An 18,000-nucleotide genomic window follows, 5' to 3' on the forward strand; every position below is an offset into this window, starting at 1 on the left:
TCACGCTGCCCTTCCCAGGTCGGTGAGCGCCTCGCCGCCCTCGAGGACGGTGACCTCGCCGAACAGTCCACTCAGGACGTCGCACACCACGCGCTTGATCACTCGTTCGGCGATCGGGTCCATGAGCCCGGCCATCGACTCGATGCCGAAGTCCCACGTGACCTCGAACGTCACGTGTGCGCCACCGATGACCGGACGCAGCCGCCACGAGCCGTGGAACTCGGCGAAGTCGCCGTCGGTCTGGGCGAAGTCGATCCGCAGGTCCGATGTGGACACCGTCTCGGTCTCGTGCCAGCGCATCACCCCGCGCCGGAAGTTCACGACCCAGTCCGAGCCGCCGTCACCACTCGTTACCTGACGGACGTCAGGTGCGAGCTCCGGGAACCGCGTGAAGTCGGCGATCTCGGCGAGCGCGGCTGACACGTCGTCGGTTCTGATGCGGACCTTGATACTGGTAGCGCGCACGCTCTCCTCCTTCTACAGCAACGCCCGTGCGGCACGTTCGAACGCGTCGAGCAGGAACTGGACCTCACGGTCGTCAAGTACGGCGGGCGGGGTGAGCCGCAGGACCCGGTCGGAGTTCAGCGAGTGGTTCGCGATCACCCCGGCAGCCATCAGCTCCAGCAGCAGCTCGCCGGCGAGCCCGTCGACGGCCAGCTCGACGCCGATGAGCAACCCCGCGCCGCGCAGCGCCGCCACCCGGTCGCCGAACAGGTCGTGCAGCAGGCGCCCCAGCTCGTCGAACAGCAGGCGGCCGAGCCGGTCGGCCCGGCCGACCAGGTCGTCCTCCTCGATCGCGGCCAGCGCGCCCCGCACGGCCGCCATGCCGAGCGGGTAGCCGGAGAACGTCGACGTGTGGATGAACGGGTCGCGGTCGAACGGTGCGAACGCCTCGTCGGTGGCGACCAGCGCGGACACCGGCACCACTCCACCGCCGAGCGCTTTGCCGACCAGCAGGACGTCCGGCACCACACCCTCGCGGTCCGCGCCCCACCACGTGCCGAGCCTGCCGAGCCCGGTCTGGACCTCGTCCAGCACGAGGAGCGCCCCGTGCCGGCGGCACAGCTCGGCGACGCGGCGCAGGTAACCCGAGGGCGGGACGACCACCCCGGCCTCGCCCTGCACCGGTTCGACGACGACACACACGGTGCCGTGGCCGTGCCTGGTCAGCTCGTCGGCCAGCGCCACGTGGTCGCCGAACGGCACGTGCGACACGTCCGGGAGCAGCGGCTGGAACGGGCGCTGGAAGAGGGGCTTCCCGGTCACCGACAACGCGCCGAGCGTCTTGCCGTGGTAGCCGTTCACCATGCCGACGACGTGCCGCCGCCCGTTGGCGCGGGCCAGTTTCAGCGCGGCCTCGACGGCCTCGGTGCCGCTGCACGCGAAGTGCACGCGGTCGAGACCCGGCGGGCTGAGGGCCGTCAGGGCCTCGGCCGCGAGGCCCGCCTGCGGTTCCAGCAGCAGCCGGGTGGCGACCGGGTTGCGGTCGAGCTGGGCGTGCACCTCGGCCAGCACGCGCGGGTGCCGGGCCCCGGTGATGAACACGCCGTAGCCGCCGCAGTTCAGCAGCTCACGGCCCGTCCTGGTCCGCACCCACGCGCCGCTGGCGTGCACCTCGACGTCGCCGCCGAACATCTCGCCGAGCGACGCCCTGCCGCCCGACAGGTGCCTGCGGTACCTGACGAGCGTCAGGTCGCGAGTGGACACGTCCATCAGGTGACCACCATCGGGTAGCCCTGGTAGTAGTCGAGCAGCCCACCCGCGGTGCTCGCGCGCGACGGCGGGTGGAACGCGATGGCCTGGGACGCCGCCGCCAGGTACGCGACGTCGCACGAACCGATGAACGCCATGCCGCCCAGCAGCTCCACGGCCTGGTTGACGGCCGTCAGGATGGCGTCCTGCACCGCGTATCGGGTGACCAGGGCGGAGGCGAGCGTGTCGTTGTCGGTCTCGCCGTCCATGATCCGCCGCGCGAGGCCCTCGGTGAGCGCGGCCGCGGACTCGATCTTCACGGCCAGCGCCGCCCGGTCGGTCATGCTGCCGCGTGCCCGGTGCAGCACCCGCTCGACCAGCGCGGACGCGATGCCGGTGTAGGTGGCGCACACGGTCATCTGGAACCAGATCAGCCCGACCGTGGTCAGCTGGTTCATCGCGTCCGCCAGTGCCGGATCGGGCGCGATGATCTGGTCGGGCGTCACGAGGACGTCGGTCAGGCGGACCTCGTTGCTCTCCGCGCCCGCGAGCGCGAACGTCGACCAGAACGGGTGGATCGAGATGCCCGGCGTGTCGGCGGGCAGCATCAGCAGACCCATCGCCGAACTGCCGTCAGGTTGCGGGACGGCGACGCTCGCGGTGAGCAGGTCCATCGACTTCGACAGGCTGCACGGCTTCTTCGACCCGTTCACCACGTACCCGCCCGGCACCTCCTCCGCGCGCATGGTCGGCGACAGGATCCCGTCCGCCGTACGGCCTTCCGCGAATCCGGACGCCACCAGCAACCGCTCGTCGACGACCCGCTTGAGCAGCAGGTCCTCCAGCCCGGACTCGTCGACCAGCGCGGCGACCGCGAACAGCGTGCCGAGCGAGAAGTGGTGCATCATCGTCGCCACCGTCATCGACGGCGCCTGCGCGGCGAGCGCTCGGATCACCCTGGCGGCGTCCACGGGGGACGCGTCGAGGCCGCCGTAGCTCTCCGGCACCATCAGGTTCGTGCCCGCGTGCGCGCGGAAGATCTCGATCGCCGGGCTGCCCTCGGCCTCCAGCTCGGCGAGCGGCAGCTCCGCCAACTGCTGCCGCAGCCCGGGCAGGAGCTTGTCGCAGGCGTTGCGGTCCGCCTCCATGAACTGCATGTCAGTCTCCCTCCAACAGCTGGTCGTAGGCGCCGAACACCGCGTCGCGGGGCCGCACCCCGGTCGCCACGGACACGCCCTGCAGGTGCGAGCTGCGCAGCACGGGATAGTTGGCCTCACCGAACGCGCCGCCGGTCAGGCCGGTGCCGCCGTGCGTCGGCAGCCACGGCAGGAAGCCGATGTGCGAGTCGTTGACCTTGAGCACGCCGCCGTTGCGGACGTTGGCGACGAACCGCTCGACCACCCGCTCGTCCCGCGCCCACAGTGAGTTGCGCAGGCCGTACGGGTTCGAGTTGACGTACGTCAGGTAGTGGTCGAGCCGGTCGGTCTCCGGGACGATCACCGGCAACAGCGGGAAGAACGTCTCGGACCGGACGGCGTCGATCTCGCGGGCACGCGCGAACCCGTCGACCCGCAGCACGGTCGGTTCCAGGAACGGGCCGGTGTCGCTCGGCTCGCCGTCGACCTCCAGTCGGCGGGCGCCGTGCACGAGCGTCGCGCCGTGGTCGAGCGCGTCCCGGACGTGGGCGAAGAACCGTTCACTGCGCAGAACGGGGGACAGCAGCACGCCGTCCTCGTCCGGGTAACCGGGCCGGATCCGCGCCGCCGCCTCGGCCAGCCGTGCGCACAGCTCGTCGGCGACGGCCGGGTGCGCGACCACCTGGTTGGGCACCATGCAGATCTGGCCGGACCCGTAGAAGCTCTCCGTCAGCGCGTCCACCGCGCCGTCGAGGTCGGCGTCCGCCCACACGACCACGCAGTCGTTGCCCGCCAGCTCCAGGATCGGCTTCTTGCCCCTGGCCACGCACTCGCGTTCCAGTTCGAGGCCGCGCTCGACGTCGCCGGTGTAGAAGATGTCGTCGACGTCGGGGCTGTCGAGCCAGGCCCGCAGTGTGGGGCCGGGACGGGCGCAGAAGAAGTTGAGCACTCCGGCGGGGGCGTCCAGTTCCGCCAGCGCGGGCACCACCAGCTCCTCAAGGGCGTACATCACGCCGAGCGGGGCGCTGCGTGGCGCGCGCACGACGACCGCGTTGCCGGAGATCAACGGCGTGATGCCGAACAACGCGGAGGCGGCCGGTGCGTTCTGCGGCGGGTTCACGCACACCACGCCGTCCGCGACCCGCCGGACGATCAGCCTGCGGCCGCCGACGACCCGTTCCTGGTGGAGCTGGTCGGCGCAGTAGCCGAGGGTCTCGTCGCTGAACAGCTCGAGCAGCCCGGCCACCTGCCAGCGCGCCAGCGCACGCGGGCTGCCCTCGGCGACGAGCACGTCGACGAGCGCGGAGTGCTTGTCCCGCAACCGGTCCCGGATGAGGGTGGCGAGCCGCAGCCGCGTCGCGAGCGGGGTCGCGGCCCACACCGGTGCCGCCGCGGCCGCGGCTTTCGTCGCCGCCGCGACGGTGTCCGCGTCCGCGACGGACACTCGGCCGACGACGTCGTCGGCCCGGTCGGAGTCGAGGCCCTGCTCGAGCCTCCGTTTGAGGGTGAGGCCCGCGAACACGTCGGCGAGCAGCGCCCGCGTGCTGACCGTGTAGAGGTACCGGCCGGAGTCCACGTGGGCGCCACCGACGTACGAGACATGGGTGAGCGGCACGATTTCGAGTCTGACAACGAATGCTGATGTGGTGCTGACACGTGCCTAAAGGAAATGCCTGCACTACTCGTGGAGCACTCATAATCGAGTCGGCACCTGCGGCATGACCTGCGGTGACGTGACCATAACAGGCGAATACGGATGGTGGATCAAGAATGGGCACAATAGCGGTGGAAACGTCGTCGCTCGATTCCGTCCACACGGCGATCGCGGCCGGCGCGGACAATCCGAGCGCTTTTCTCGCGCTGAACGCGGGCAACCACCACTTCACGGTGCCCGGCCTCGACGGTGTGCTCACCTACCGCGTGTCAGGTAGGCGGTTCGTGCAGTTCGGCGGCCCCGTTGGCCCGGATGCCGCCGCCCTGCTGGACCGGTTCGGCGCGTTCGCGCGTGCGCACGGCAAGCGGATCGTCGCGGTCCAGGTGCAGGCGCACGACGTGCCGGTGTACGAGGCAGCGGGCTACACCGTCAACCAGGTCGGCGCGTCGTACGCGGTGGACCTTGTGCGGTTCACGTTGCGCGGCAGGCCGTTCGTCAAGCTGCGCAACAAGATCGCGCGCGCGACGCGTGCGGGCCTGGTCGTGCGTGAGGTGCCGCAGCCGGAGTGGGACGACCGCATGCGGGCGCTCGACGCGCGCTGGCTCGCGTCGAAGGGCAAGCACGCCAAGCCGCTGGAGTTCCTGGTGGGGGAGTACGGCGGCCCTGTCCAGCACGCGCGGCGGCTGTTCGTCGGCACGATCGACGGCGAGCTGGCCGGGTACGTGTCGTACTCGCCGGCGTACGGCACACGTCCCGGCTGGCTGCACGACCTGTCCCGCCGGGTCCCGGACGGCACGCCGGGAATCATGGAGGCGGTGAACGCGGCCGCGATGGCGACGTTCCGCGAGGAGGGCGCGCGGTGGCTGCACTTCGGCTTCACCCCGTTCACCGGCCTGTCCGACGACCACGCGACGGCCACGGAAAGCCGCTGGTTCCGCTGGCTGGTGACCCAGCTGGGTGAACGTGGCGCCGCCGTCTACCCCGCGGCGACGCAGTTGGCCTACAAGCAGAAATGGGCGCCCCACGCGGTGATCCCGGAGTACGTGGCCTTCGAACGCAGGGCGTCCTTGTACGGCTTCCTCCAGGTCTTCAAGGCCGCCAACGCCCTCTGACCCCGCGAGTCGCGTTCCCACACGCACCGAGTTGTACGTTTCGTGCAGACGGCATGTGCACGAAACGTACAACTCGCTATGTTCGCGCGCGCGACTCGCTGTGTCTGGGGGCGCGACTCGCGGGGTTCGGGAGCGTGACTCGCGGGTGGCTCGTGTGTGGGGGTGGTTGTCACGGGCGTGTCAGTGGCATGTCTGAGCATCGTCGTCGGACGTCGAGGAGGCGGGGGCGATGGCAGACACGGTGATCTTCAAGTTGTTCGGTTCGGTGGGGCTGGTCAAGGACGGGCGGCTGGTCGCGATCCAGGGCGGCAGGCAGCGCACGCTGCTCGCCACGTTGTTGATCAATTCCGGCAAGGTGGTCACGAAAGAGCAGTTCTTCGAGGAACTGTGGGAGGGTCGGCCGCTCGCGAAGGCCAACAACGCGTTGCAGGCATTGATCACCAGATTGCGAAAACTGTTCAAGTCCACGTTCGGCGAGGAGTTCGCGCGGGAACGGCTGGTGACGCTGCCGACCGGATACATCCTCCACGCCGACCGAGACGAAATCGACGCGAAGTTGTTCGAGCACCTGGTCGCGTGCGCGCACAACACGATCGCCGCGGATCCCGTGCGCGCAAGGGATCTTCTGCACGACGCACTCGAGCTGTGGGACGGCCCGGTACTCGAGGGCGTGTCCGGCGGGCCGCTGTGCCACAGCTCCGTCCTGCACTACGAGGAGAGCAGGCTCGCGGCGATCGAGGACAAGTTCCACGCCTGCATCGTCGCCGGTATCCAGGGTGGCGTGATCAGCGAGCTCAAGAAGATGGCGATGCTCTATCCGTGGCGAGAACGGCTCGCGGAAATGCTGATGGTGGCTCTGTACCGATCAGGAAGACAGGCGGACGCGTTGCGGGAGTACAACGTCGTGCGCCGCAGGCTCGTCGACGAGCTCGGCATGGAGCCCTCGACGATGCTCCAGGACCGGATGCAGGCGATCCTGAACCATGATCCATCACTTGACCTGATGCCACCGCGTGCCGTCGCGAGCCGGTAGTTGTCGACGGAACGAGTAGCACGCTGCGTCGTTTTTGGCTCTGTCAAGCCAAGTTCGAGTCGCTGTGGGTGACTGGCGCTGACGCCGGACTGACAGCCTTCAGATAAAAAGACCGAGCGGTCTGATAACTATTGACAAACCGGGCGGTCGGTTTTGTAGTCTTGAGGAGTAGACGAGTAGATGTCGATCACCGGGTCGGCACTTCGTCACCGTCGCCACAGGAGAAGGACGTGGACATTGAGGTTTTAGGGCCATTAGCCGCCCGCCAAAGTGCTGCCTCGATCGTGCCGACCGCGGCGAAGCCGCGCAAGGTGCTGGCGATGCTGGCGGTGCACGCCGACCAGGTCGTGCCGATGGCGTCGCTGTTCGAGGAGCTGTGGGGGGAAGACATCCCGCGCAGTGCCAACACCACGGTGCAGACCTACATCCTGCACCTGCGTAACCTGATCGGCGCCGCGCTGGAACAGTCGCCGGCCGATGGACCCACCGACGCCAAGCGTGTCCTCGTCACCTACCCGGGTGGCTACCTCATGGACACGATGGGCGGGCGCGTCGACGTCCGCGAGTTCGACCGGTTGGCCGCGTTGGGACACCGCGCGCGTGAGCTGGGCGACTTCGAGGCCGCGTCCCGTCAGTTCAGCGAGGCGCTCGCCATCTGGCGGGGCCGGGCGCTCGTGGACGTCCAGACCGGGCCGTTGCTCGAGGTCGAGTCACACCGCTTGGAGGAGGCGAGGCTCAACGTGCTCGACCGCCGCATCGACGCGGACCTGCGGCTCGGTCGGCACCATGAGCTGCTCGGCGAGCTGGCCGGGCTCGTCGGTCGGTACCGCACGCACGAGGGGCTGCACGCGCACCTCATGCTGGCGCTGTACCGGTCCGGTCGCCGGGGCGAGGCGATCGACGTGTACCGCCGGATGCGCACGGGTCTGGTCAACGAGCTCGGTCTCGAGCCGTCGCCCAGCCTGCGCCGACTGCAGCACGCGATCCTGATGTCGGACCGACGGCTCACCGAGTTCGGCAGCGAGACGGTGCTCGAACGAACGGGATGAGAAGTTGGTGCCACCAAATCACACAACCGGAGCAGGGCGGTTAAAATCCCGCCCTGCTCCGGTCGTCGTTTGTGGGCCGTGATCCCCCGGTCCGCACGGGCCCTGGGACGTTGTCGTGGCGAAGCAGTCGAGGTCGGAGAGTACGCGGTTGCACTTGGTGCGTTCCGCGGCTGTGTTGTTTGATCGTTTGGGGTTTTCTGGTGCGACGTTGGAGGATGTGTCGCGGTCTGCGGGGGTGACGAAGGGGGCTTTTTATTTTCATTTCTCGTCGAAGGACGAGTTGGGTGGGGCGATTCAGGCTGAGGCGTGTGGGTTGTTGCGTTCTGCGGTGTATGGGGTGGTGGGGGCGGGGTTGCCTGCGTTGCAGGCGTTGGTTGATTTGACGCATGAGTTGGCGTGGTGGTTGGAGTGTGAGCCGTTGGTGCGTGCGTCGTTCCGTACGGCTCGGGAGTGTGGTCATCGTGGTCGCCCGTTCCTGGATTTCCACCACGAGTGGCTCGTCGCGGTCGAGTTGTTGCTGCGGCAGGCGCAGCGGGCCGGGGAACTCGCGCCGGACGTGGAGCTCGAGCACGCGGTCACGCTCGTGGTGACCGTGACCGCCGGGATGGAATTGCTGTGGTGGGCCAAGATCCGCGAGGGCGCACTGGGGGATAGTCTCACCGGGATGTGGTCACTCGCACTGCCCGGACTCGCCGCACCCGCGTTGGTGCGGCGGTTGCGGCCCGCCGGAACCGGCCGATCGGCGGGGTAGGAATGTCACCGATGTCCGCTATGTTCGTGGGTGTGGAGAATCCCGTGCCCTCGGCTCCGTCGCGCTGGGCGTGACGGTGGCGAAGCAGTCGAGGTCGGAGAGTACGCGGTTGCACTTGGTGCGTTCCGCGGCTGTGTTGTTTGATCGTTTGGGGTTTTCTGGTGCGACGTTGGAGGATGTGTCGCGGTCTGCGGGGGTGACGAAGGGGGCTTTTTATTTTCATTTCTCGTCGAAGGACGAGTTGGGTGGGGCGATTCAGGCTGAGGCGTGTGGGTTGTTGCGTTCTGCGGTGTATGGGGTGGTGGGGGCGGGGTTGCCTGCGTTGCAGGCGTTGGTTGATTTGACGCATGAGTTGGCGTGGTGGTTGGAGTGTGAGCCGTTGGTGCGTGCGTCGTTCCGTACGGCTCGGGAGTGTGGTCATCGTGGTCGCCCGTTCCTGGATTTCCACCAGGAATGGCTCGCGGCTGTCGAAACGTTGCTGATCGCGGCGGAACGTGCCGGTGACCTCCGTGCGGAGGTCGATGTCGAGGAGACGGCCTCCCTCGTTTTCGCGGTGTCGTCCGGGCTGGAGATGTTGTGGTGGACCGGAATTCGCCACGGCGAGATCGCGCCCACCGTCGAGGGACTGTGGCGCACGATCCTTCCCGGCATCGCGACGTCCGCCGCGCTGGTCGCGGTGCGACCGGAAGGTACGCAGCAGCGCAAGCTAGGCGGCGAGTAGCGTCCGGTACCAGCCGACCGCGTCGTCGATCTCGGCGGTGCCGAGCTCCGTAGGCGTGATACCGAGAGTGCGCCAGATGCGCGTGCTCTCATACCAGTGGTCCTCGGCGAGCAACGAGAACTGGTGGTCGGTCATGTTCGGGATGGCGCTGCGCGTCAGCTCGCGGTGCACATCGGACGGCAGGTCGTGTTCCGGCAGTGTGAGCCCGAGCGGCGCGCACACCTTGTGTGCCATGGCATGCACGCTCACCGGTCGCGGCTGGCTGACGTGGAACACCGCACCGGGCCGCGGCCCCCACGGCAGCCGGGCGAGTGCGGCGGGCACCTTGGCGAGGTCCTGGACGGACACAATGGACATCAGCGCGGAGCCGCCGTCGATCCACGCGGGCACTTTGTCCAGCAACCGCAACAGGGTCGGCACGAACCACCGGTCGCCCGGCCCGTAGGTGAGGTGCGGACGCAGGACGATGCCACCGACAGCGCGGACGGCGCGTTCAGCGGCGAGCTTGCTGCGGCTGGCGGCGGAGACCGGCGCGGGCGCGAGTAGTGACTCGGTCACGCCCTGGTGGACACCGTTGCCGTAGACGGAGGTCGTGCTGACGTAGATGACGCGCTTCGTGCCCGCGCGGCGCGCCTGGTCGAGGACGGCGAGTGTGCCGTCCGTGTTCACCGAGTCGCACTCGGCGACGTCGCGTCCGACGGTGGCGGCGAGGTGGATGAGGGTGACGACGTCGTCGCAGACGCCGCGCAGGTCGGCGGGGTTGGAGAGGTCGCCGCGGATACCGGTGACGCCCGCATCGACCATCCAGGAAGGGAGTTCGCCACGGCTCAGCACGCGGATCTCGGGCCGCTCGTGGGTATCCTCGGCGAGGAGAGCGCGCACGACGTGGGACCCGACGAAGCCGGTCCCGCCGGTCACCAAGATCGCGTTCCTGGGCATGTTGCCAACCTCCGAACTGCGTCGTTGTGAGGAACAATACCTACCACCCGGTATTTTTTCGACCCCGTTCGCGTGAAATCTGGGCTAAGCTGAGGGAGGTTGGTCGGGGTTGGCGCGCGCGTTTCCGAGGCCCTGCGGGTCCTGCCTCGGTGACGCCTTTCGCGGCTGGAGGCAGGAGTGGCACGGCAAGAACGAGCGGAACGCACCCGCAACACGATCCTCGACGCGGCGGCGGCCGTGTTCGACGAGCACGGCTTCAACGGAGCCAGTCTGTCCGACATCCTGGCCAAGGCCGGGGTGACGAAGGGTGCCCTGTACTTCCACTTCTCCTCGAAGGAAGACCTCGCGCACGCGCTGGTGAGCGAGCAGTTCATCGTGGGCCAGGCGCTGCCCTCCGACCCCCCGACCGGCATCCAGACCGCGATCGACCTGTGCCACGACATGGCGAACTCGTTGCTCGGCAGCGTGCGCGTGCGGGCGAGCATCCGTCTCGTGATCGAGACCGGCACGTTCGCCGACCCTGCCCCCGACGCCTACACGGGTTGGATCGAGATAGTGCGCAACTACATGGTGGCGGCCCAGGAACGCGGCGACCTCAAGGCCGACCTCGACCCCTACGTCATCGCCCGCTGGGTGATCGCGTCCTTCACCGGCATCCAGATCTCGTCGCAGGTGCTCTCCGGCCGCCAGGACATCCACGAGCGCGTCACGGAGATGTGGCGTATCGCGCTACCCGGTCTCGTGCCGCCTCGTCGAGTGGCGCGCTTCGTGCCGTCCGGCACCGCCGGCTTCGGCGCCAAGGACATCGCCTGAACCTCTCAGCTGAAGCCCGGTCGCTGACTGGCTGAGCCAAGTCGTGCGCGTGCGGGGGCCTTCGTCGACGCCTCCGCTTCGTTCGCGGCGAAGTGGTGGTGTCACCTCCGCTTCGAATCGGTGATCGGTGGTTGCCGTGCTGCCACGACGTCGTAGCGGCAGGCGGAGGTTTGTCCGTTTTGGGGTTCTCGCTCGCGTCTTACCGGTTGCCAGTTAGCCGCGAAAACCGCCGCTCCAGGGGTAGTCCAGGGTCGCTCGCGAAGCGTGGTGTATGGGTCGCGCTGCGCGATCGTTGCTGCTCGGCGGCGTTTTGTGCAGGCTACCTGCGCAAACATGCACGTGCATCGAGCTCGGGCGGCTCAGCAGGAGCTGGAGGATCACTCGAAGTTCACGTCGCTACCCCTCGATAAAAAACCGGGTGGTAGGTATTCTTTCATCGTGGCTCAGATCACATGAACGAAGCCGCGGACGACATCTGGGCGGAGGATCGCCATGACTACCGTGCTCAACGAAAACCGGCGGGACTTACTCAACGGCTTATCCGAGTTGGGGGCCGGTGTCCTTTTCCAGCAGACCCTCCCGAGGCATCTGGTGCACCGGGCCGCAGTCTCCGAAGTCTTCCTGACCAACCTCGCCGCCACCCGTGACGGCACCTTCCAGGTCGGCGCGCAGTGGCCGCGCTCCCACCAGTTCTTCGGCCCGAAGTCGCGACTGCACGACCCGATGCTCCTCACCGAGACCATCCGGCAGGCGACGCTCGCGATCGCGCACGAGTTCTACGAGGTGCCGCAGGGGACGCACTTCGTCATGCACGAGATCTCCTACGAGATCACCGAAGAGGGGCTGCGCCTCGGCTGCCGGCCCGCCGACGTCGTCCTCACGGCTGTCGCGCACAGCATTCGCAAGCGTGGCAAGACGGTCGCCGGCATGACCGTCGACTTCACGTGTTACCGCAACGATGTCAAGGTCGGCTCCGGTGGGGTGTCGTTCCGGTGCATCACGGCGGCCACGTACGCGCGGGTGCGCGGTGACCACATCGACGCGACGGTGGTGACGGAGAAGCAACCGGCTCCGGTCCCGCCGCACCTGGTCGGGCGTTACCAGGACTGCGACGTCGTGCTCGCACCGTCCGCTATGGACAACCTGTGGCTGGTGCGGGTGGACACCGATCACCCGGTGATGTTCGACCACCCGGTCGACCACGTGCCGGGCATGATGGCCATCGAGGCGGCACGCCAGGCCGCACTCCTCGCGACCGGCAGTGCGGAGGGTGTGCCGGTGAAGGGGAAGTTCTCGTTCGAGCACTACATCGAGCTCGACGAGCCATGCGTCGTCGCCGCGGACACCGCCGCGCACGCCCCGGGGGACGGGCGGAGCTCGGTTCGCGTGAAGTTCGAACAGAGCGGTCGGACCGCCGTGGTGGGGGATCTCGAACTGCTCGCTCGCACCTGAGCGCCCGTCCGGCCCGAATGCGAGGCCGCCATCTTTTTCAGTGCCGACCCGTCAGCGGCGACGTGTCACACGATTCGCGCGACCACCACCTGTCGCGCAATCCAGGTAAGCGGCCGGCCCGGGTAGTCGGTGCGCCCGCACGAACTGCACGCACTGACGTCGCCGCTCGCCCATCAGGCGAGCGCACCCGGACCGACCGGTCTGGTTCTTGCGACCGACCGCCAATCTCGCTCCGCCGACCGATTGCCGTGCCGCGGCCGCGCGCAGGACAATCGAAACAACGTTGAGATGGGGAGCGAAGATGGGCGAAGACCTCGGCTTTCCCGGCAACCGCGAGCTGCTCGAGCGGCAGCTGGCCAAGGCCACGACACAGGTGCTGTTCCTGGCGCAGGACGCCCCGCCGGGCCATCACTCGCTGGCCGAACGCGCCACGGAGATGATTCGCGGCGTGGAGATCATGCCGGCGGAGGAACGTTTCTGGACCACCGAGCCGTCCCCGGCCGCCGTCGAGACCGCGGCGAAGGACGGCATCCCGCCGGACATCGCCGAGGCCTACGTCCGTGCGAAGACCGAGGTGAAGGCCCTCCTGGCGGAGGCGTTCCCGAGCTGACCGACTCCGGCGCGAGCCGATACGCGCGTGGCCTGTTTTGGCTTGGTTGAGCCAGAACAGGCCGCACGCGCCGGTGAACCCCCAGCCCCGCCCGAACCGCATCGGCTCGCGCGCGCGTTACCCAGCCCCCACCCGATCCCGGGGGCGTCCCGCCGTGCCAGTCTACCGGGTAGGGCTGACATTTTCGCGGGTTTGCGCCGGGCTGTGGACAACTGGGGCGGTTGTGGACAATCAGCGGTTGGTGTGCTGTGCGGCCAGTCGTGCCAGCAGCCGTGCCTGCCTGGTCACCAGGGCGTCGATCTTGTGCTGTAGTTCGGCCACTTCCCGGGTCAGGTCGTTGTCCGGGGGCGCAGGGGTGTCCGTGTGAACGGCCTGTGCCCGGGCCCGCAGTGCGGGGCCGGGTTCCACCCCCAGCTCCGTGATGAACCGCGTTCGTGCCCGGCCGTACACCGCCAGCGCGTCCGACTGGCGGCCTGCCCGGGACAGCGCCTGCATCAGCTGGTCGTAGAACCGTTCGCGCAGCGGGAAGAGCGCCGTCGCCTCGGTCAGGTCGGCGATCACCTCGGCATGACGGCCGTTCGCCAGGCACCCGTCGTACAACGCCTCCATCGCCGTCATGCGGAGTTCCTCCAGCGCGGACGCTTCTCCCGCGCAGATGTCGCCCGTTACGCAGCCGTCCAGCGCCGGGCCCCGCCACAGGGACAGCGCCGCGCGCAGCAGCGGCGTGGGGTCCGGTGCTGTGCGTGACGCCGTTATCAGGCGGGTGAACTCGGACGCGTCGGTCTCGCCCTCGTTGAGTTGCAGGGTGTAGCCGGGTGGCTGGGTTGCCAGACGGTCCTCCGCGCAGGTTGTCGCGATCGTCTTGCGCAGTCTGCCGATGTGTGCCTGGAGCGCGTTGACCGCGTTGGCCGGCGGGTTGGCGGCCCACAGCTCCTCGATGAGCTTGCTCATCGACACTGTTCGGCCCGCTCGTACCACCAGCGTGGCGAGCAGGGCGCGCCGTTTCGCGCCACTGATGTGGATCCGGGTGCCCTGGTCGTCCACGATCTCCAGTGAGCCCAGTATGCGCAGGCGCATCAGCTGTGTTCGCTCTTCGCCAGGCCGGTCTGGTACGCGTAGATCACCGCGTGTATCCGGTTCCGGAGGCCCAGTTTGGCCAGCAGGTTCTGCATGTGGGACTTCACGGTGTGCTCGGAAACAGTGAGGTCACGGGCTATCTCCGCGTTCGACATGCCCTGTGCCACCAATGCCAGCACGTCGCACTCGCGGTCTGACAGGCCCGCGTCCTGTGCCGGCTCCCGGTTCGCCATCCGGACCACCTCGCCTACCGGGTCCGCCTTCCGCAGCGCGAACCCCGCCGCCGCCACTCGTACCGCGGCCACCACCTCTTCGGGGGTCGCCCATGCGGGTAGGGAACCGCAGACGCAGCCGTCGATGTTCGGCGCGGACTCGCCGTCCCGGACGCCGATGCTCAGCACCCGCACCACGCGGCCTGTGCGGCGGATCGCGGTCAGGATCGGCGCGGTCTCCGCGTCGTCCACCCCGTGCAGCAGCACCACGTCCGGGTGGCGCGTGGCCAGCGTGGCGAACACGCCAGGGCCCGGCCGGTGCTCACCGACGACGACCATGCCGGGCTCGTCCTCCAGCGCGGCGAGCACCCCCCGGCGCGCCAGCACGTCGTCGCCGACCACCTGCACCCGGATGCCGACCAGCTCGTCCCCGTCCGCCGGTCGTGGGCCGGGCACCGGTGCCCAGTCGTCCTGGCCTCGCAGCACCCGCACCGCGTGCCCGGCCACGGCTCTCAACGTCGGCGGATCCGTCGCGTTCGTCCACTGGTCCATCGAACTCGCCTCGCCCCTGCTGTACACACTCCTCCGGCGATCTACACGCTACGGCGGGGCCTGCCGGGAACGCGCTTTCGTTGAGCGGTCTTCAATCCGGCGGCGGATCAGCCCTCGACCAGCGCGAGCGCGAAACCGTCGTACCCCTTCTCGCCGACGGTCTGGATGATCGTGGCCGACACGCGTGGCTCGTTCGCGATCATCGACGCCAGTTCGCGGGTGCCGAGCACGGACGGGTCGGTGCTGGTCGCGTCGATCACCAGGCCACTGCGCACCACGTTGTCGACGATGATCACGCTGCCCGGCCGGGAGTGGTCGAGCGCCCACTGGAAGTACTTCGGGTTGTTGACCTTGTCTGCGTCGATGAAGAACAGGTCGAACGGGCCCTCGCCGGCGATCGTGGGCAGCGTGTCGAGTGCGGCGCCGACCTTCACCTCGACGCGGTCGGCGAGGCCCGCCGCCGCGATGTTCGCCGTGGCGATCTCCGCGTGCACCAGGTCGTACTCGAGCGTGATCAGCTTGCCGTCCGGCGGGAGCGCGCGGGCCAGCCAGATGGTGCTGTACCCGGCGAGGGTGCCGATCTCGAGGACGGTGCGCGCGCCGTGGACACGCGCGATCAGGTTGAGCAGCTTGCCCTGGTTGGGTGCGACCGAGATCTGCGGCATCCCGGCCTTCGCGCCCGCCTCGAGCGCGCCGTCGAGCGCGGGGTCCGCGCCGATGAGCAGGCCGGAGATGTAGTCGTCGACTTCTGTCCACACGCGTTGGGTCATGCCGCCATTATTCGCGGTTCAGTTCGCGTTCGAACGTCCCGAGCGTGTCGACGAACACGCGTCGCTGCTCGTCGGTGAGCGGCTCGAGCGCGACCTGCCAGGCCCGCGCCGACGCCGACATCCACGCGTCGACGGCCGCCGCCCGGTCCTCGGCGATGCTCACGATGGTCCGCCGCCGGTCGGCCTCGTCCTCGCGCCGGACGAGGAGGCCCTTCTTGCTCAGCTCGCTGATCATCAGGCTGACCGTCGCGGGTGCGACCTCGAGGCGGCGCGCGAGTTCGTTGACGGGCATGGGGCCGTCGAACTGCAGGTAGGCGAACAGCGAGCGGTGCCGAGGGGCCAGCGACAACGACGCCAGTTCCGGTGGGACGGGGGACCGCTTGAGACGGCCCACGACGCGTGGCATGAGCAGCAGGAGAGCGCGCACCGATTCCTTGAGGCCAAGGCCCGTTGACATACCTTTGTCTTCCAAATAGATTTGCTTGCAAAGCAAAGCTGTCGGGTCAGGGGGAAGGGTACCGTGGTGGACCGGTGGGTGCTGGTGGTCGCGGCGAGCCTCGCGATCTTCGTGGCGCAGCTCGACGCGACGATCGTCAACGTCGCGCTGCCGTCGATCGCGGACGCGTCGGTGGGGCAGTGGGTGGTGCTCGGTTACCTCGCGCCGATCATCGGGCTCGCGTTGTGCGCGGGCCGGTGGGTGGACGCGAACGATCCGCGACGCGCGCTTCGGTCGGCGTGTCTCGGGTTCGCGGTGTTCACGGTCCTGTGCGGGCTGTCGCCGTCGGTCGGCTGGCTGATCGCCGCCCGGGTCGGGCAGGGCACGTTCGCGGTGGTGCTGCTGGCGCTGGCGCCGGTCCTGACGACCGTGGCGGTGTCGCCGTCGAAGCGGGCGCGGGCGTTCGGGATCTCGATGTTGTTCGGCACGGCGGGCGGGATGACCGGACCGGTGCTGGGTGGATGGCTGGTCGAGTCGTTCGGGTGGCCGTGGATCTTCTACGTGACCGTGCCGGTGCTCGTGCTGGTCGTGGTGCTGTCGGCGCGGGCGCTGCCGTTGGGGGATCGGCTCACGCCGCCGTCGCTCGCCGAGGCCGTGACGTTCGGCGGCGGGGCCGTGAGTGTCCTGTTGGGACTGTCCGTGAGCCCGTGGTTCCTGGTGGGCGCGGTACTGCTGGTGGTGTGGTGGCGGGGTGCGTCGGCGGTGCGTGCGCTGCTGAAGTCACCGGGGGTGCTGGGGCCACACGTCGCGCTCGTGTTCGTCTACTCGGGACTGTTCCTGGTGACGTTCGTGTTGCCGTTCTTCCTGCGAGACCCGAGTACGGCGGGTTGGGTGCTGCTGGCGTTCCCGGTGTCGGCGCTGCTGACGGCGTACGCCGCGGGGCAGGTCGCGGACCGGGTGGGGACGCGGGTGGTCGCGCTGTGCGGGGTCGGGGTGATCGCGGCGGGGCTCGCGTCGCTGGTCGTGGCAGGCGGGGCGCCGGGGGACATCGCGTGGCGGTTGGCGCTGGTGGGGGCCGGGTTCGGGTTGTTCAACGGGCAGGTGCAGGTGTTCCTGATGGGCAACGCGCCCCGGGAGCGGCTCGGGGTGACGGCCGCGACGTCGAACCTGGTGCGACAGGTGGGGATCGCGGCCGGGTCGGCGGCCGGAGCGGCGTTGTGGTCGGCGGTGGGCGGGCTGGTGGCACTGCGGGTGGGGTTCGCCGTGGCGCTCGGCTCGGTGCTGGTGTGCGGGCTGGCGTTGTTGCGCAGCAAGACAAAAGTGCTGGTCGCAGACGGTGCGCCGTGAGCGCGACCGACGACGTCACGGGCTCGCGAACCAAGGACCGTCGCGTAAGCAACCCCCACCCGATCCCGGGGGCCACCCGCCATGCCAGTCTACCAGGGGGTACCGACGAAGTCGGGGTTTCGTGGGGCGCCTGTGGACAACCGGGTGAGCTGTGGACAACCGGGGGCCCGGCTGCGCGGTCCGGTGTTCCGCGCAGCCGGGGGTGGTCAGTTCTTCGGGGTCAGGACGAAGACCGGGATCTCGCGGTCGGTCTTCTTCTGGTAGTCGGCGTAGTTGGGGAACGCGTCCACGGCGATCGCCCACCACCTGGCCTTTTCCTCGCCCGTCACCTCTCGGGCCACCATGTCCTGTTTGGTCGGGCCGTCCTGCAGTTCGACCTCGGGATGCGACTTCACGTTGTGGTACCAGACCGGGTGCTTCGGTGCGCCGCCGAGCGAGGCCACCACCGCGTACTCGCCGTCGTGTGCCACGCGCATCAGCGGCGTCTTGCGGATCTTGCCGGACCTGGCGCCCTTCGTGGTCAGGATGACCACCGGCAGGCCGATCATGGTGTTGCCGCGGGTGCCGCCGGAGCTTTCGTACTCTTCGACCTGCTTGCGAGCCCGGTCGGACGGGCTCGGCTCGTACTCACCGTGGAGAGGCAT

At 68.8% G+C, this 18,000-nt stretch carries 19 protein-coding genes; 9 read left to right on the plus strand and 10 right to left on the minus strand.

The genetic code is table 11. From position 1 onward, the window contains the following. From ACIBVP_RS21250 to ACIBVP_RS21265, 4 genes are read right to left on the minus strand one after another with little or no spacing between them, the layout of a single operon-like run. Positions 1–465 (minus strand): type II toxin-antitoxin system RatA family toxin, encoded by a 465-nt coding sequence (locus ACIBVP_RS21250; protein WP_396107919.1) that lies wholly within the window; start codon positions 463–465, stop codon positions 1–3. A gap of 12 nt (positions 466–477) precedes the next feature. Further along, positions 478–1,713, minus strand: coding sequence for an aspartate aminotransferase family protein (locus tag ACIBVP_RS21255; RefSeq protein WP_396107920.1), 1,236 nt, complete (start codon positions 1,711–1,713; stop codon positions 478–480). Beyond that, positions 1,713–2,849: an acyl-CoA dehydrogenase family protein gene (locus ACIBVP_RS21260; RefSeq protein WP_396107921.1), complete on the minus strand. Its 1,137-nt coding sequence runs from the start codon at positions 2,847–2,849 to the stop codon at positions 1,713–1,715. Before ACIBVP_RS21260 ends, ACIBVP_RS21255 begins: the two co-directional genes overlap by 1 nt. A gap of 1 nt (position 2,850) precedes the next feature. Next, a complete protein-coding gene (locus tag ACIBVP_RS21265) occupies positions 2,851–4,443 on the minus strand; it encodes an aldehyde dehydrogenase family protein (RefSeq protein ID WP_396107922.1) in 1,593 nt (530 codons plus the stop codon). Positions 4,444–4,598: 155 nt separating this feature from the next. Here ACIBVP_RS21265 and ACIBVP_RS21270 point away from each other — a divergent pair, with 155 nt between their 5' ends. The 5 genes from ACIBVP_RS21270 (at position 4,599) to ACIBVP_RS21290 (ending at position 9,148) form a co-directional block, all read left to right on the plus strand. Further along, a complete protein-coding gene (locus ACIBVP_RS21270; RefSeq protein ID WP_396107923.1) occupies positions 4,599–5,594 on the plus strand; it encodes a bifunctional lysylphosphatidylglycerol flippase/synthetase MprF in 996 nt (331 codons plus the stop codon). A 229-nt stretch (positions 5,595–5,823) separates the two neighbouring features. Next, positions 5,824–6,627, plus strand: a complete 804-nt coding sequence (locus tag ACIBVP_RS21275; protein ID WP_396107924.1) for a BTAD domain-containing putative transcriptional regulator — start codon at positions 5,824–5,826, stop codon at positions 6,625–6,627. Positions 6,628–6,911: 284 nt separating this feature from the next. Next, a complete protein-coding gene (locus ACIBVP_RS21280; RefSeq protein WP_396107925.1) occupies positions 6,912–7,676 on the plus strand; it encodes a BTAD domain-containing putative transcriptional regulator in 765 nt (254 codons plus the stop codon). A gap of 115 nt (positions 7,677–7,791) precedes the next feature. Beyond that, positions 7,792–8,427, plus strand: a complete 636-nt coding sequence (locus ACIBVP_RS21285; protein WP_396107926.1) for a ScbR family autoregulator-binding transcription factor — start codon at positions 7,792–7,794, stop codon at positions 8,425–8,427. Positions 8,428–8,503: 76 nt separating this feature from the next. After that, entirely contained in the window at positions 8,504–9,148 is a 645-nt protein-coding gene (locus ACIBVP_RS21290) for a ScbR family autoregulator-binding transcription factor (protein WP_396108161.1), read from the plus strand. Here the strand turns inward: ACIBVP_RS21290 and ACIBVP_RS21295 are convergent. Then, a complete protein-coding gene (locus ACIBVP_RS21295) occupies positions 9,134–10,087 on the minus strand; it encodes an NAD-dependent epimerase/dehydratase family protein (RefSeq protein WP_396107927.1) in 954 nt (317 codons plus the stop codon). The genes ACIBVP_RS21290 and ACIBVP_RS21295 overlap by 15 nt on opposite strands. Before the next feature lie 177 nt (positions 10,088–10,264). Here ACIBVP_RS21295 and ACIBVP_RS21300 point away from each other — a divergent pair, with 177 nt between their 5' ends. The 3 genes from ACIBVP_RS21300 (at position 10,265) to ACIBVP_RS21310 (ending at position 12,962) form a co-directional block, all read left to right on the plus strand. Beyond that, positions 10,265–10,900 carry a ScbR family autoregulator-binding transcription factor gene (locus ACIBVP_RS21300; protein WP_396107928.1) on the plus strand — a complete coding sequence of 212 codons (636 nt, stop codon included), beginning with the start codon at positions 10,265–10,267 and terminating at the stop codon, positions 10,898–10,900. 492 nt (positions 10,901–11,392) lie between these two features. Then, a complete protein-coding gene (locus ACIBVP_RS21305; protein ID WP_396107929.1) occupies positions 11,393–12,352 on the plus strand; it encodes a ScbA/BarX family gamma-butyrolactone biosynthesis protein in 960 nt (319 codons plus the stop codon). Positions 12,353–12,653: 301 nt separating this feature from the next. Further along, positions 12,654–12,962 (plus strand): hypothetical protein, encoded by a 309-nt coding sequence (locus ACIBVP_RS21310; protein WP_396107930.1) that lies wholly within the window; start codon positions 12,654–12,656, stop codon positions 12,960–12,962. A 231-nt stretch (positions 12,963–13,193) separates the two neighbouring features. Here the strand turns inward: ACIBVP_RS21310 and ACIBVP_RS21315 are convergent, their stop codons facing one another. The 4 genes from ACIBVP_RS21315 to ACIBVP_RS21330 all read right to left on the minus strand — a co-directional run bounded on the left by ACIBVP_RS21315 (position 13,194) and on the right by ACIBVP_RS21330 (position 16,030). After that, positions 13,194–14,039, minus strand: coding sequence for a BTAD domain-containing putative transcriptional regulator (locus ACIBVP_RS21315; protein ID WP_396107931.1), 846 nt, complete (start codon positions 14,037–14,039; stop codon positions 13,194–13,196). Beyond that, positions 14,039–14,803, minus strand: coding sequence for a response regulator transcription factor (locus tag ACIBVP_RS21320; RefSeq protein ID WP_396107932.1), 765 nt, complete (start codon positions 14,801–14,803; stop codon positions 14,039–14,041). Before ACIBVP_RS21320 ends, ACIBVP_RS21315 begins: the two co-directional genes overlap by 1 nt. Positions 14,804–14,910: 107 nt before the next feature. Next, positions 14,911–15,573 (minus strand): O-methyltransferase, encoded by a 663-nt coding sequence (locus ACIBVP_RS21325; protein ID WP_396107933.1) that lies wholly within the window; start codon positions 15,571–15,573, stop codon positions 14,911–14,913. 7 nt (positions 15,574–15,580) lie between these two features. Next, entirely contained in the window at positions 15,581–16,030 is a 450-nt protein-coding gene (locus tag ACIBVP_RS21330; RefSeq protein WP_396107934.1) for a MarR family winged helix-turn-helix transcriptional regulator, read from the minus strand. 63 nt (positions 16,031–16,093) lie between these two features. Between ACIBVP_RS21330 and ACIBVP_RS21335 the strand changes: the two genes are divergently transcribed. Next, positions 16,094–17,356: an MFS transporter gene (locus ACIBVP_RS21335; protein ID WP_396107935.1), complete on the plus strand. Its 1,263-nt coding sequence runs from the start codon at positions 16,094–16,096 to the stop codon at positions 17,354–17,356. Positions 17,357–17,562: 206 nt separating this feature from the next. Here ACIBVP_RS21335 and ACIBVP_RS21340 read toward each other — a convergent pair whose 3' ends face one another. Next, positions 17,563–18,000, minus strand: coding sequence for a nitroreductase family deazaflavin-dependent oxidoreductase (locus ACIBVP_RS21340; protein WP_396107936.1), 438 nt, complete (start codon positions 17,998–18,000; stop codon positions 17,563–17,565).

This window comes from Actinophytocola sp. NPDC049390, assembly GCF_044466355.1.
Taxonomy (GTDB): domain Bacteria; phylum Actinomycetota; class Actinomycetes; order Mycobacteriales; family Pseudonocardiaceae; genus Actinophytocola.